The 16,305-nt window shown below is 68.1% G+C and carries 4 protein-coding genes and 1 pseudogene; 3 read left to right on the forward strand and 2 right to left on the reverse strand.

The features are described from left to right. Window positions 1-67 precede the first annotated feature (67 nt). Window positions 68-11,083: a type I polyketide synthase gene (locus G6N34_RS22035; protein WP_085156919.1), complete on the forward strand. Its 11,016-nt coding sequence runs from the start codon at window positions 68-70 to the stop codon at window positions 11,081-11,083. A gap of 122 nt (window positions 11,084-11,205) precedes the next feature. Here G6N34_RS22035 and G6N34_RS22040 read toward each other — a convergent pair whose 3' ends face one another. Next, the gene (locus G6N34_RS22040; RefSeq protein ID WP_085156922.1) at window positions 11,206-12,297 is read right to left on the reverse strand and encodes an NAD(P)H-dependent amine dehydrogenase family protein; all 1,092 of its coding nucleotides are present in this window, start codon (window positions 12,295-12,297) and stop codon (window positions 11,206-11,208) included. Between the two features lie 239 nt (window positions 12,298-12,536). Here G6N34_RS22040 and G6N34_RS22045 point away from each other — a divergent pair, with 239 nt between their 5' ends. Together G6N34_RS22045 and G6N34_RS22050 are read left to right on the forward strand one after the other, a co-directional pair. Continuing rightward, window positions 12,537-14,372, forward strand: coding sequence for an acyl-CoA dehydrogenase (locus G6N34_RS22045; RefSeq protein ID WP_085156925.1), 1,836 nt, complete (start codon window positions 12,537-12,539; stop codon window positions 14,370-14,372). Window positions 14,373-14,394: 22 nt separating this feature from the next. After that, window positions 14,395-14,758, forward strand: a pseudogene (locus G6N34_RS22050) (DUF1361 domain-containing protein); the annotation flags it as partial. Window positions 14,759-14,911: 153 nt separating this feature from the next. On the opposite strand, the gene G6N34_RS22055 reads toward G6N34_RS22050, so the two are convergent. Beyond that, complete coding sequence (locus G6N34_RS22055) at window positions 14,912-16,237, reverse strand: acetyl-CoA C-acetyltransferase (protein ID WP_085156927.1); 1,326 nt, start codon at window positions 16,235-16,237, stop codon at window positions 14,912-14,914. Window positions 16,238-16,305 lie beyond the last annotated feature (68 nt).

The following is a 16,305-nucleotide window of genomic DNA, read 5'->3' on the forward strand; positions in this document are numbered from 1 at the left end:
CTTTGGGGGACGTCAACTGATTCGCAGGACTCTGTTCCAACCGCCGACTGCAAGGGAGGGCACCGGCATGGAATCCACGTCAAGCCCGATCCAGCAAGCACCTCGTTTCGCGATCATCGGTTACGCGGCGCGACTTCCAGGGGCACAGGACGCGGAGGCGTTCTGGGAACTGCTGCGCGAGGGCCGCGATGGGATATCGGAGGTGCCCGCCGACCGCTGGAATGTCGATGAGTTCTTCGACCCGGAGCCAGGTACACCCGGCAAGGTGGTGACCCGTCGCGCGGGTTTCGTCGACGATCCGACAGGATTCGACGCGCCGTTCTTCGGGATGTCGACCCGCGAGGTCAGGCTGCTGGACCCGCAGCACCGCCTTCTGCTGGAGACCTCGTGGCGCGCCGTGGAGCACTCGGGGACCGCGCCCACGGCGCTGGCAGGCACCAACACGGGTGTGTTCGTGGGCCTGGCCACCCACGACTACCTCGGAATGGCCTCCGATGAGCTGACGTATCCCGAGATCGAGGCCTACATGGCCATCGGCACGTCGAATGCCGCCGCAGCAGGCCGGATCAGCCACCGCCTGGGACTCCAGGGCCCCGCCGTTGCCGTCGACACGGCCTGCAGTTCGTCGCTGGTCGCAATCCACCAGGCGTGCCAGGCACTGCTGCTGGGCGAATGCGATCTGGCCTTGGCCGGCGGCGCCAACGTCCTGCTCACCCCGGCCACGATGATCACGTTCTCCAGCGCGCACATGCTCGCACCGGACGGCAGGTGCAAGACCTTCGACGCGGCCGCGGACGGCTACGTGCGCGGCGAGGGCTGCGGCGTCGTCGTCATCAAGCGTCTCGAGGACGCGATCTCCGACGGTGACCAGATCCGGGCCGTAATCCGAGGCAGCGCGGTCAACCAGGACGGCGCCTCGGGCGGGCTGACAGTGCCCAACGGAGGCGCCCAGCAGCGGGTGATCGCCGACGCGCTCAAACGCGCCCACCTCGAGCCCAGCGACGTCGACTACCTCGAAGCTCACGGCACCGGCACCTCGCTGGGTGACCCGATCGAAGCCCAGGCGGCCGGTGCCGTGCTCGGCGCCGGACGAGCACCCGGCGAGCCGCTCCTGATCGGTTCGGCGAAGACCAACATCGGCCACCTCGAGGCCGCCGCCGGGATCGCGGGCGTCCTCAAGGTCGTCCTGTCGCTCGAGCACGAGACGCTGCCCAAGCACCTCAACTTCGAACGGCCCTCACCGCACATTCCCTGGGACCGGCTGGCGGTCGAGATCGTCACGGAGACCCGGCCCTGGCAGCGCAATGACCGGCCGCGCATCGCCGGCGTCAGCTCGTTCGGGTTCGCCGGGACCAACGCGCACGTCATCCTCGAAGAGGCCCCCGAGCCGGCAGGAGCACGGGTTCCCGACGGGGAGGCGCCGGACAACCGGTTCAGCATTCTGCCGTTGTCGGCGCACACACCCACGGCCCTGGCCGAGGTGGCCGACCGCTACCGCGGCTGGTTGAGTGCCCATCCGGAGGCCACCCTGGCCGACGTGTGTTTCACCGCGGGCACCGCACGGGCGCACCTTGAGCACCGAGCCGCGCTGGTGGTCAACTCGAGGGACGCGGCCGTCGAACTGCTGGGCGCGGTCGCCGACGACCGACCCGCACCGGGCCTGGTTCGCGGGCAGTCCCATGAGCCACCGAAGACCGCGTGGCTGTTCACGGGTCAGGGCAGCCAGTATCCCGGCATGGCGCGCGAGTTGTTCGACACCGAACCGGTTTTCGCCGAGACACTGACCAGTTGCGCCGCCGCGGTTGCCGATGTTCTCGACAGGCCACTGCTTGACGTGATCTTCGATGTCGACAGTCCCGACGAGAAACTGCGGCAGACCTCCTACGCCCAGCCCGCGCTGTTCGCGGTGGAGATGGGTCTGGCACGACTGTGGCAGCACTGGGGATTCGAACCCGATGTGGTGCTGGGCCACAGCGTCGGCCAGTACGCGGCGGCCTGCGTCTCGGGCATGATCAGCCTGACCGACGGCGCACTTCTGATGGCCGAACGCGGGCGCCTGTTCGGCAGCCTGCCCGCCGGAGGCCGCATGGTCGCGGCGTTCACCACCGCCGATCGCGCGGAGAGTGTGACCGACGAGTTCCCGAGCCTGTCGGTGGCCGCGTACAACGGTGCCAATACCGTATTGTCAGGCCCCGCAGCGGATCTGGAGCGGGCGGTGACGACACTGGCGGCCGACGGCGTGCGGTGCGACTGGCTCGAGACCAGTCACGCATTCCACTCGGCCCTGCTGGACCCGATCCTCGACGAGTTTGAGGCCTACGCGCAACGATTCACCTTCGCTGCGCCACAACGCATCCTGATCGACAACCGCACCGGCGCCGCGCTCGGCAGGAGTGTGAAGCTCGACGGCACCTACTGGCGCAGGCACGCGCGCCAACCGGTGGAGTTCGCCAAGAGTGTGCGCACCCTCTCCGATCTGAACTGCCGCCTGCTGGTGGAGATCGGCCCACGGCCGGTGCTGACCGCCGCGGCGCTCGGGGCGTGGCCCGACCCAGCCACCGCCCCGCGGGTCATCGCGTCGCTGCGTCCCAACACCGCCGACCACCGGCAGATCACCGAAGCCGTCGCCGACGCCTATGTGCTGGGCCACCTTCCCGACTTCGGCGCTCTTCGCCGGCACCATGCCCACAAGCTCGACCTGCCCACCTACCCCTTCGAACACCGCCAGTACTGGTATCGGGACAATCGCGAAGAGCCCAACCAACTGCAGAACGTCGCCGCTCCCCGGACCCAGACCGTCGGCCTCCTCGAAGACGGTCGCATCGAGGAACTCGCGGCCCTGCTGGGCGACTCGCGCGATGATCCGCACACCCTCGAGGTGCTCAGCAGACTCGCCACCCAGCACAACCAGCAGCGGGGCACACAGTCCATCGCCAACGATCGATACGAGATCAACTGGCAGACAATCAAATCCCCACCGACCGACGCCACCGAGGCTGCCAGCCTGCTGGTTGTCGGCGACGGCACCGGCGCCGTCCAGCCCCTGGTCGATCTGTTGATGGAACGCGGAGTTCGGCACCGGATCGTCGGGTTGCCGGTGTCCGATGACGACGAGACGCGACTCAGCGACGAGTTACGCGCGTTCGCAGTCGACGGATCGACGCTGCACATTCTGAACGTGGCGGCCGTCGACTCCGATCCGGACACCGACGGCGCCGCGTCGATGCACTCGCTGCTGCGGATGCAGCACCGAGTCCTGAGCGGCACCCGACGACTCTTCCGCGCCGCGGCCGCGGCCGACCTGCGGGCGCCCATCTGGTTGGTGACCCGTGGTGCGCAACGCGTCACCGACACGGACGCCGTGGCCCCGGATCAGAGTTGCCTGTGGGGATTCGGCCGCGCTGCCGCCCTTGAGCTTCCACACCTGTGGGGCGGCCTGGCCGACCTGTCGGTCGCCGGTCAGGCCACCGAGTGGTCCGCACTGCTGGAACTGGTGACGGCAGCGCGCGGCACCGACACGAGGGAGGACCAGATCGCACTGCGCGGTCAGACGGTCTTCGCACCCCGGCTGGTCCGGCGGACCGATCCGCCCAGCGGCCGACCCCTGGAACTACGCGCAGACGCGACCTACCTCGTGACCGGCGGACTCGGCTCCCTCGGACTGGAGATCGCGGGACACCTGGCGGCCCACGGCGCCGGGCACCTGGTTCTGACCAGTCGGCGCGGACCCGGCGACGCGGCACGCGCGCGCATCAAGACACTGTGTGATCAGCACGGCTGCGACATCAGAGTCGTCACCGCCGACGTCGCCGACGTGCACGACGTCACGCGCCTGATGACCACCGAAATGGCCAGCCTTCCCCCGCTGGCCGGGATCGTCCACGCCGCGGGGGAACTCGGAGCCACACCACTGACCGACCCCGACACCACCGAGCTTGATCGCGTGTTCGCCGGGAAGGTCTGGGGGGCTTGGTATCTGAGTGAGGCCACGGCAGATCTGCCGCTCGACTTCTTCATCAGCACGTCCTCGATCGCCTCGGTGTGGGGAAGCTTCGGCCAGACCTCCTACGCCGCCGCGAACGCATTCCTCGACGGGCTGGCCTGGCGACTGCGGGAGCGGGGAGGCGTCAGCGTCAACTTCGGCCCCTGGTCAGCGGGCATGGCCGATGCGGAGTCCCGAGCCCGATTGGGCCAGCGCGGCGTCCAAACGCTCTCCCCAGCCGACGCCCTGGCGGGTCTGGCCGATGTCGTGACGGCCTCGGGGACACAGGGAGTCGTGGCCCGGATCGACTGGGCCCGATTCCTCCCGCTCTATCAGCAGGCGGGCCGACGGGCGCTGCTGTCCGAACTCGAACGTGAACTGCCCGCCGACCTGACTACAGCGGCGTCGCCCGGCACCGCGTCCGGCAGGACGCCCCTGGTCGAGAAGCTCACCACCGCACCCGTCCAGCAGCGCAGCCGAATCCTGACCGATCACCTGCGCGGTGCGGTGGCCGACGTGACGCGCCTCGACCTCGCCGAAATCCGCGAAGACGCCGGCTTCTTCGACCTCGGCATGGATTCCCTGATGGCCGTTGAGCTCCGACGCCGCATCGAACAGGGCCTCGGCCACGAGATACCCATCACCCTGGTGATGGATCACCCCCGCCTGTGCGACGCGGTTGACTACCTGCTCGGCGAGGTGCTCGAACTCAGCGAACCGACCGCCGATGCGGGGTCCAGGCAGGCCGCGGCAGCGACGACGCGCACGGACGAACCGATCGCCATCGTCGCAGTGTCGTGCCGATTCCCCGGCGCGCCGAATCCCGAGGCGTTCTGGGATGTGCTGTCCGGCGGCGTCGATGCGATCCGGGAAGTCCCCGAGGATCGGTTCGACATCGACGAGTTCTACGACCCCGATCCCGAGGTGCCGGGCAAGACATACACGCGTTTCGGCGGGTTCCTCGAGGGGATCGACGGATTCGATCCCGAGTTCTTCGGCATCTCGCCGCGCGAGGCGGTCTGGATCGAGCCGCAGCAGCGTCTCATGCTCGAAACCGTCTGGGAGGGAATCGAACGCGCCGGGTACGCGCCGTCGGCACTGCGGGGCAGCCGAACTGGAGTCTTCACCGGCGTGGCTGCCAACGAGTACGCGCATCTGCTGTCGTCGGAGTCGATCGACAAGATCGAGCCCCACTTCATCACCGGCAACGCGCTCAACGCCATCTCGGGTCGGGTCGCCTTCGCACTCGGACTCGAAGGACCGGCCGTGGCGGTTGACACCGCATGCAGTTCGGCGTTGGTGGCAGTTCACCAGGCCTGCCAGGCACTGCATTCCGGGGACTGCGATCTCGCGGTCGCAGGCGGTGTGAACGTCCTGCTGAGCCCCGTGACGATGGTCGCGGCCTCGCGCGCCAGAATGCTGTCCCCGGTCGGTCGGTGCAAGACCTTCGACGCCTCGGCCGACGGCTATGTCCGCAGTGAGGGTTGCGGCGTCCTGGTGCTCAAGAGACTCAGCGACGCACAGCGCGACGGCGACCGGGTCTGCGCGGTGATCCCCAGCAGCGCGGTGAACCAGGACGGCGCGTCCAGCGGGCTGACGGTGCCCAACGGCGGTGCGCAGCAACGCCTCATCGAGACCGTACTGTCCCGCGCCGGCCTTTCGGGCGGCGATGTGGACTACCTCGAGGCGCACGGCACAGGCACGCCCCTGGGTGACCCCATCGAAGTCCAGGCCGCCGCGGCCGCCTACGGCACGTCACGAGACGCGGACCGCCCCCTCCTGATGGGATCGGTGAAGACCAACATCGGGCACCTCGAATCGGCCTCCGGGGCAGCGGGGTTGATCAAGGTCGTGCTGTCGTTGCAGCACGGACTGCTGCCGCAGAGCCTGCACTTCGAGACGCCGTCACCACACATCCCGTGGGATTCGCTCTCCGTGCGCGTGGTGGCCGAGGCCACCCCGTGGGAAGCCAACGGCAGGCCCCGGCGCGCGGGGGTGAGCTCGTTCGGATTCACCGGCACCAATGCCCATGTACTGGTCGAGGAACCCCCGGTACCGGAGAGCGTCCCCGACGAGGAACCGACCGGTGTGGACCGACCCGTCGATGTGCTTGCGCTGTCGGCGCGTTCGCCCGAGGCGCTCGTGGCGTTGGCGCAGCGCTACGACGCCTGGCTGCGCGCCCACCCGGACGCCGACATCGCGGAGGTCTGCCTGACCGCCGGGGCAGGCCGATCGCATTTCGAGCACCGCGGCGCGCTGGTCGTGGATTCGGTCGAGTCGGCGCGGACGGGCCTGGCCGACCTGGCCGAAGGCCGCACCCGCCCCGGCGTGCTGCGCGGCGAGCAGGTGCACCGCCCGACGACCGCGTGGCTGTTCACCGGGCAGGGCAGCCAGTATCCCGGGATGGCGCGCGAACTGTTCGCCACCGAACCGGTATTCGCCGACACGGTGACGCAGTGCGCCGACGCGGTGGCGGACATCGTGGCCCGTCCCCTGCTGGAGGTGCTGTTCAGCGACGACCGCGAAGTCGGGGAGATGTTGCGTCACACATCGTTTGCGCAGCCCGCGCTCTTCGCCGTGGAGATGGGCTTGGCGCGACTGTGGCAATCCTGGGGCATCGAACCCGACGTGGTGCTGGGGCACAGCGTGGGCCAGTACGCCGCCGCATGCGTGGCCGGAGTCTTCAGCCTTGAAGACGGTGCCCGCCTGATGGCCGAACGCGGCAGGATGTTCGGCAGCCTGCCCGACGGTGGCCGGATGATGGCTGTGTTCGCCGACGCCAAACACGTCGAGCAGGTCGCCGGCGGGTTCCCGCGGGTGTCGGTCGCCGCCTACAACGGCCCCAACACCGTGCTGTCGGGCCCCGGTGACGACCTGGAGCAGATTTTCGAATGCTTCGGAGAACAGGCGGTCCGCTGCACCTGGCTCGAAACCAGCCATGCCTTCCATTCCGCACTGCTGGACCCCGTGCTCGACGAATTCGAGTCACGTGCAGCGCAGTTGGAGTACGCGGCGCCGACCCTGCCACTGGTCTGCAACCGCACCGGTGCCGTACTCACGGCCCAGACCCCGCTGGACGCGAACTATTGGCGGCGGCATTCCCGTCAGCCCGTACAGTTCGCGGAAAGCGTGCGCACCGCAGCAGCGCTGGGGTGCTCGATCCTGATGGAGATCGGCCCGCAACCGGTTCTGACCGGAGCCGCGGTGCAGGTGTGGCCGGAACACCTCGCGCCGCCGCGGGCCGTGGTGTCACTGCGCAAGGGGGTCGGCGACCGCCGCCAGATTGCCGACGCGATCGCGGCGGCCTACGTCGGTGGCCATCGACCCGACTTCACCGCTCTGCATCGTCAGTCGCGGCGCACCCTGGAACTGCCCACCTATCCGTTCCAGCGGCGCAGTTTCTGGCCCAAGACCTCCGGGTTCACCGCCAGTGGGGCGGGTGGGGTGACATCTGGAATCCTCGGCAGCGCCATGGAACTCGCGTCGGGTGACACCGTCTACTCCAGCCGGTTGTCCGTCAAGTCGCAGCCCTGGCTCTGTGACCACGTCATCTACGGCACCGTCGTCGTGCCCGGGGCGACGTATGCGGCGATGGCGCTGGCCGCCGTCGGGACCCCGGCCCGGGTCAGGGATGTCTTCTTCTACGAGCCGATCATTCTGCCCGAGAAGGCGTCTCGTGAAGTCCAGCTGACGCTGCATCCGCAGCAGACCGAGGGCGAGCTGAGTTTCCAGGTGCACAGCCGCCCGTACGGAGAGCGTGGTGCTGACTGGTCACTGAACGCCGAGGGCACGGTGCTCACCGGCGCCGACGACGAACCGGTGTCCGAGCAGGACGATCCCGTGGACGAGGCGATCGAACGCCTTGAGCGCATGCGCCCGCAGGACCTTTTCGAGACGTTCGCCGACCTCGAATTGGCGTGGGGGCCGACGTGGTCCGGATCACTGAAATCGCTGTGGCTTGGCGACGGCGAGGCGATCGGCGACATCCTGGTCGGCGCCGAGCTTGCCGAACAACTGGGCACCGAACCCATGCACCCGGTCCTCATGGACCTGTGCACCGGAGTCGCCTTTCCCGCGTTCCCGGCGGTTCTGGCCGCCGAGCAGGGCGTCAACGATCTGTTCCTTCCGCTGCGCTACGGGCAGGTCACGCTGCGGGAGAAGATGCCGCGGAGGTTCTACTGCCACGCGCGGTGGCACAGCAGCGCCCTCGACAGCGAGACGCAGGTCTTCGACCTCGACTTCCTGGATCGGAGTGGTCGCCCGCTGGGCGGTATCCGCGAGTTCACCGTCAAGCGCGCCCCCCGCGAGGCACTGCTGCGGGGTCTCGGTGGTGACGCGACCCGACTGCTCTACACCCTCGGCTGGCATGAGGTTCCGCCGCCGACACCCGACGACGAGACCGCACCGGTCAGCGGCACCTGGCTGATCTCCGGGTTCGGCGCACTCGCGGCCGAGGTCCCGGGTTGCATCCCGTTCGACCGCGCGGGTGATCCAGAACCTCTGGGACAGTTGCTGAGCCAGGCTCACGAACGCGGGATGCCGTTCTCCGGCGTCGTCTGGCGCGCGACCCCGCCCCGCGACGGCGAGTCGGGCACCGACATCGTGGCGCGGATCGAGTCCGAGATCGCCGATCTGCTCAGCGCAGTGCACACCGCGCAGCGCGGCGAGGTGAAACTGCCCGGCGGACTGTGGATCGTCACCGAGCACGCGGTGGCCTGCGAGTCCGGTGAGCCTGTGGACCCCGTGCAGGCCGCGCTGTGGGGCCTTGGCCGCACCGCGATCAACGAAGAACCGGCGCTGCGCTGCAGGCTCGTCGACTCGGACGGATCACCCGAGGCGGTGCAGACCCTGGCCGCACTGCTGACGAACCCCGGTCCGTCCCTGGAAGAGCCCGAACTCGCGGTGCGACAGGGGAAACTGCTGGCATCCCGGCTGTTGCCGTGGGCACGCAGCGGACACCTCTCGGTGCCGCGCGGGGGCGATTACGCGCTGGCACCCACCGAACGCGGCGCGATCGACAACCTGCGGCTCACCGAGACCGAGGTGCCGCCACCCGGCGACGGCTATGTGCAGGTCCGTGTGGAGGCCGCCGGACTGAACTTCCGTGACGTGCTCAACGTCCTCGGCCTCTATCCCGGCGACCCGGGGCCGATCGGCGGCGACTTCGCAGGCGTCGTCACGCAGTTGGGCGACGGTGCCACCGGACTTGAGGTGGGGCAACGCGTCTACGGCTTCATGCAGGGCGCATTCGCCAGCCGGTTCAACGTGCCGGCCCAGCTTCTGGCGCCCATCCCGGACGGGGTCAGCGCGGTCGAGGCCGCGACGATTCCAGCCGCGGCGCTGACCGTCCGACTCGCCTTCGACTGGGCTGCGGTGCGGCCCGGCGACCGGGTCCTGATCCACGCCGCCAGTGGCGGGGTCGGTCTGGCGGCGATCCAGATGGCGCAGCGCTGCGGTGCCACGGTGTTCGCGACGGCCAGCACCTTCAAGCGTGCGACGCTGCGCAGCATGGGCGTCGAGCACGTGTACGACTCGCGCACCACGGATTTCGCCGATCAGATCCTCGCTGACACCGACGGTGCGGGTGTGGACGTGGTCCTCAACAGCCTGACCAACGAGGGCTTCCTCGACGCGACCGTGCGGGCCACCGCGAAGAACGGCCGCTTCGCCGAGATCGCCAAACGCGACATCTGGACGCCCGAACAGATGGCCGAAGTCCGTCCCGACATCAGCTACGAGATCGTCGCGCTGGACACGGTGACCATCACCGAACCCGAACGGATCCGCGCGCTGTTGACCGAGGTGTCGCGAGGGTTGGCCGCGGGCGACTGGATCCCGCTGCCTGCCGAGATCTACCCGCTGACCGAGGCGCGGGCCGCGTTCCGGCGCATGCAGCAGGCTCGACACATCGGCAAGATCGTGCTGCAGATCCCAGAGCCTTTGCAGCCCAAGCCTGATCGCAGCTATCTGATCACGGGTGGGCTCGGGGCGATCGGCCTGCACACCGCGTCACACCTGGCCCAACTCGGGGCGGGCGACATCGTGTTGACCAGCCGTCGCGTGCCCGATGCGGAGGCACAACAAGTGATCGACGAGATCGCCGAACGGTGCCGGTGCCGTATTCACGTCTGGTCGGCCGATGTCGGTGACGAGGGCGAGGTGGGTGCGCTGCTGAACCGGATCCGCGCGGAGTTGCCGCCGTTGGCCGGTGTGGTGCACCTCGCCGGCGTGCTCGACGACGCGCTGCTGTCCCAGCAGGATCTCGACCGGTTCCGAACAACACTGGCGCCAAAGGCATTCGGCGCGGTTCACCTGGACCGGTTGACCAGGGATGACGATCTCGACTTCTTCATCGTGTCGTCCTCGGTGTCGAGCCTGTTCGGGTCGCCCGGTCAGGCCAACTACGCCACCGCCAATGCCCTGTTGGACGGGTTGGTGGCGCAGCGACGAGCGCACGGACTGCCCGCCACGGGTATCAACTTCGGCCCCTGGGCCCAGGGCGGCATGGCGTCATCGGAGGCCGCGACCGCCAATATCAGTGCGCAGGGCCTGATTCCGCTGGATCCGTCGGCGGCGCTCAGCGCACTCGCCGAGGTCGTCGCCAACGGAACCGGCCAGGCGACCGTCATCAAGGCGAACTGGCAGCGCGCGGCGAAAGTGCTGGGCAGTTCGCGGCCACCGATTCTGGATCTCGTGTTGCCGCGTGCCGAAGGTGAGGTCACCGGAGACAGCGAGCTGCTCAAACAGCTCATGGAGGTCCCTGTGCCGCAGCGGGCCGGGTTCGTCACCGAATTCCTGCAGCGCGAGGTGCAGAACTTCCTGCGACTGGCGCAACCGCCCGCCGCGACCAGTCGCTTCCTGGACCTGGGCACCGATTCGCTGATGGCGATCGAGCTCCGCAACCGTCTGCACAGTCAGTTCGGCGGCAAGTTCACGATCAACGCGACCGCGGTGTTCGACTACCCGACCATCGGGGGCCTGGCCGAGTATCTCGTGGCCCAACTCCCTGACGCGGAGTCGGAGGCCCGGGGCGAGACGAAGGAAACTGAAGTCACTGCTGCAGAGGAGGATTCATTGCAGCTCGATCCCGTCGAGGGATGACTTGGGTACGCCCCGCCCGAGAAGAGAACGCGTCACGAAGGGAACTTTCGATGACCAGGAGGCGGCGGGGTGCACGTGTATGACGCGGCGGGTGCGACGGAGAGACGGCGGGTGAGACCCAGTCACTGCACCCAGCGCGTCGCCTCGACCTCCGGCGGCAGCGGCGGGTGCAGCGGCACGTCGAGCCCGTCGTAGATGCCCGGCTTCTGGGTGGCCAGCCAGTCGATGGCCCCCAACAGCCGATTGGCGGCCGTGGTGTTGCCTCCGTCGGCGCGGGTGCCACCCGGCACGTCGGCGCGAACCACGATGCTCAACTGCGGGTCGCCGTCGATGACCACCCGATGGTCGCCGACGCCCTGATCCGGTTGCGGCCACTCCGGCGCGCAGGCGGGGTCGATGCGGGTGATGTGGTCGATGACCACCCGTTCGACGCCCTGGGCCCAACCGATCACCTGGACCCGAAACGCACCCTGGGTGCCCTCTTCGAAGCGCCCCAGCACGTTGTCGACGGTCCCGCCGAGCGGAAGCCGCTCGACCTTCTCGGTGATGTCGTCGATCTCCAGGCCCAGACCGCGGCCGATCATCCGAACGTTGCCGCCCCAGATCATGGTGGGGATCGACGGGAGGAGCATCATCGGCACCGGATCCTGCGGTCCCATCGGCCCCCCGAACCCACAGAGCACCCGCACAGCGTAGGGCTGGTCATAGGTGGAGTAGTCGAAGATCTCCTGACAGCGGATGGTGCGGATGCGGGTGCACAGGCCTGCCGCGGCCACAGCGAGCGCGTCGTTGGCCCATCCGGGGTCCACTCCGCTGACCAGCAGCGTGGCGTTCCCGGCGATCGCGGCGTCGGTGAGCCGCTCGACCCACTCGGCCGGCGCCGAGGCGGGGTCGTACAGCGAGTACAGCGCCGGGGTCACGACGTGTTTGCCAGCGCGCAGGCAGCGTTCGATGTCCGCGACGGCCTCCTCCGCGCGGATGTCACCGGAGGCCATGTAGGCCACGGCATCACACAACTGCAACGCATCGTCGACATCGATGGTGGCGGCCACGCCCGTGGAGGACTCGAGCCGCGTGAACGTCGCGGCGTCGCGACCGGCTTTATCCTGCGACGATGTGATCAGCGCGGCGAGTTCCAGCCCGGGGAATCCGACCACCGACCGGATTGCCGTCGACCCCATGTTGCCCGTGCCCCACACCGCGATTCGACGCATCCGCCCACCCTAGAGGCCGCCGGAGTGACGATCGTCACATTCCAGCGAAACCGCACGTCAGGTAGGCATTTTACGGGTGCGACAATGGTCGATCAACCGTTGGGTTGGGCCGCGTCGCGAAATTGCTCGACATCACGTTTGCGTTGAAGTTACCGACCGGTATAGTTGCGCACAGTTACTGGTGGGTAACTTATCCCGAGTACCCAACCCCAATGTGGCGTTCTCGACGAGGAGGAAAGATGGGCCACTACAAGTCCAACGTTCGTGACCAGGAGTTCAACCTCTTTGAGGTCCTGGGCATCGACAAGGCACTTGGCCAGGGCAAGTACAGCGACATCGACGCGGAGACCCTGCGCGAAATGCTGCACGAGCTCGCTCGCCTCGCTGAGGGGCCGATCGCCGAGTCGTTCGCCGACGCCGACCGCAATCCGCCCGTGTTTGACCCTGAGACCCACTCGGTGACGCTGCCGGAGTCGTTCAAGAAGTCGATGCGCGCGCTGTTCGAGGGCGGCTGGGAGAAGGTCGGCCTGTCCGAGGAGCTCGGCGGTGTGCCGGTTCCCCGCGCCGCGCAGTGGGCCCTGATCGAGCACATCCTGGGCGCCAACCCCGCGGCCTACATGTACGCCATGGGTGCGGGCATGTCGGAGATCTTCTACAACAACGCCACCGACGAGCAGAAGAAGTGGGCCACGCTGGCCGCCGAGCGCGGTTGGGGCGCCACCATGGTGCTGACCGAGCCCGATGCCGGCTCCGACGTCGGCGCGGGCCGCACCAAGGCCGTCCAGCAGCCCGACGGTTCGTGGCACATCGACGGTGTGAAGCGCTTCATCACGTCGGCCGACTCCGACGACCTGTTCGAGAACATCATGCACCTGGTGCTGGCCCGCCCCGAGGGCGCCGGCCCGGGCACCAAGGGTCTGTCGCTGTTCTTCGTCCCGAAGTTCCACTTCGACCCCGAGACCGGTGAACTGGGCGAGCGCAACGGCGCATTCGTCACCAACATCGAGCACAAGATGGGCCTGAAGGTCTCCACCACGTGTGAACTGACCTTCGGCCAGCACGGCGTCCCCGCCAAGGGCTGGCTCGTGGGCGAGGTGCACAACGGCATCGCTCAGATGTTCAACGTCATCGAGCAGGCTCGCATGATGGTGGGCACCAAGGCCATTGCCACGCTGTCCACCGGTTACCTCAACGCGCTGGAGTACGCCAAGGAGCGCGTGCAGGGCGCCGACATGACCCAGATGACCGACAAGACCGCGCCGCGCGTCACCATCACGCATCACCCCGACGTCCGTCGCAGCCTCATGACCCAGAAGGCCTACGCCGAGGGCATGCGCGCGCTGTACCTCTACACCGCGTCCTTCCAGGACGTCGAGGTGGCCCAGGCTGTGCACGGTATCGAAGCCGGTCTGGCGCACAAGGTCAACGACCTGCTGCTGCCCATCGTCAAGGGCTACGGCTCCGAGCAGGCCTACGCCAAGCTCACCGAGTCACTGCAGACCCTCGGCGGTTCGGGCTTCCTGCAGGACTACCCGATCGAGCAGTACATCCGCGACTCCAAGATCGACTCGCTGTACGAGGGCACCACGGCCATCCAGGCCCAGGACTTCTTCTTCCGCAAGATCGTCCGGGACCAGGGCCAGGCACTGTCCTACGTGGCCAACGAGATCAGCGAGTTCGTCAAGAACGAGTCGGGCAACGGCCGGCTGAAGACCGAGCGCGCGCTCCTGGCGACTGCCCTCGAGGACGTCCAGTCGATGACCGCGACGCTGACCGGCTACCTGATGGCCGCGCAGGAGGACTCCGCCAGCATCTACAAGGTGGGGCTGGGCTCGGTCCGCTACCTGCTGGGCGTCGGTGACCTGGTGGTCGGCTGGCTGCTGGCCCGCCACGCCGCGGTCGCCATCGCCAAGCTCGACGAGGGCGCCACCGGTGCCGAGAAGTCGTTCTACGAGGGCAAGATCGCCGCGGCGTCGTTCTTCGCCAAGAACGTCCTTCCGCAGCTCACCAGCACCCGCGGGATCATCGAGAAGATCGACAACGATCTGATGGAACTCGACGAATCCGCGTTCTGATCGGCTGACAAGAACCGGGCCCCACCGGCGGTGGGGCCCGGTTTTTCGTGCGCTGACGGCCCTCTGGGGCTGGCAGACTCGGCTGCATGGCCTCCAGCGCGCGGCGCTGCTGCTGATCCTGTCGGTGGGGCTCTTTGCGGTCGGCGTGGTCATCGGCCGTCCAGCGGTGGTACTCGTGGGATCTGGTGACGCGCCCGAGACGACGTCGTCGCCGCGACGCTCGAATGGGTGCGCTCACCATTCGCGTACGTGCAGTCCACCGCGTCGCGATCGCGGTGGCTGCCTTCTTCGGCCTGGCGTACCTGACCATCTGGGCACTCGATGGCGCCCAACGAGTTTGGGGCCGCCGCTGGAGTCCCCACGTCTCCAGCGACGGCGGCCTGTGAACCTCAACGCGGGCGTCAATACACGCCCTCAATTGAGGATGCTCCGTGTTGCCGTCGGGTCGGGGGGTCAGACGGCAACACGGAGCTATCCAGTACTTCGATTACCCCATCGGAAGCGTTACAAACCTCCGACGAGATTTTTCGCGCGCTGCGTCAGGCCTCGAGGATCGCGGTGACGCCCTGCCCGCCCGCGGCGCAGATCGAGATCAGACCCCGCACTGGCGCACCCGTCTCGGCCTTCTTCTCGGCAAGCTGTTTGGCCATCTGGGCCACGATCCTGCCGCCGGTCGCGGCGAACGGGTGGCCCGCGGCCAACGAGGAACCGTTGACGTTGAGCTTCGACCTGTCGATCGACCCGAGCGCGGCGTCGAGACCGAGGCGCTCCTTGCAGTACTCCTCGGACTCCCACGCCGCCAATGTGGCCAGTACCACCGAGGCGAATGCTTCATGGATCTCGTAGTAGTCGAAGTCCTGCAGCGTCAGACCGTTGCGGGCCAGCAGTCGGGGAACGGCGTACGTGGGGGCCATCAGCAGGCCGTCGGCGCCGCTGACGTAGTCCACCGCGGCGGTCTCGGAGTCGACGAAGTACGCCAGCACCGGCAGGTTGTGCGCCTCGGCCCAGTCCTGGCTGGCGAGCAGCGCCACCGAGGCGCCGTCGGTCAGCGGGGTGGAGTTGCCCGCGGTCATGGTCGCGTCACCGTTGCGGACGCCGAACACCGGCTTGAGCGTGGCCAACTTCTCCGGCGACGAGTTGGGTCGCAGGTTGTCGTCGCGGTAGAGGCCGAGGAACGGCGACACCAGGTCGTCGAAGAAGCCGCGGTCGTAGGCCGCGGCCATATTGCGGTGGCTCGCGGCGGCCAGAGCGTCCTGGTCGACGCGCTTGATGCTCATCTTCTTGGCGGTGACGGCCGCGTGCTCCCCCATCGAGAGTCCGGTGCGCGGTTCGCCGTTGGTGGGGATCTGCACCCCGACGGATGCGGGCAGCCTGCCGACGAGCTTGAGTCGGTCGAGGTTGGACTTGGCCCGCCGAAGACCCAACAGCGTGCGGCGCAGATCGTCACCGAAGGCGATCGGCGCGTCCGACGTGGTGTCGACGCCGCCGGCCGCGGCCACCTCATAGCGGCCCAACGCGATGCCGTCGGCCGCGGCGATCGCCGCCTGCAGTCCCGTGCCGCAGGCCTGCTGCAGGTCGAAGGCCGGCGTGTACGGCGACAACGCGCTGCCGAGCACACATTCGCGCATCAGATTGAAGTCGCGGCTGTGTTTGAGCACTGCGCCGCCGATGACCATGTCAAGGCGCTGGCCGGTGAGATTGAAGCGTTCGACGAGGCCGTCGAGGGCCGCGGTGAACATGTCCTGATTGGACGCCTCGGCGTACGCGCCGTCCGAGCGGGCGAACGGGATGCGGTTGCCGCCGAGCACCGCGACGGGGCGCCGAGCGGCCGGATTCTTGGAACCGGATTGTGCACTGGTGGCCACGGGTATCTCCGTACTGGTCGGTTTGAGGTTGTGGACCTGTTGAGGCCATACTACCCACTGTTCTTACT

It is taken from the genome of Mycolicibacterium confluentis, assembly GCF_010729895.1.
GTDB lineage: Bacteria > Actinomycetota > Actinomycetes > Mycobacteriales > Mycobacteriaceae > Mycobacterium > Mycobacterium confluentis.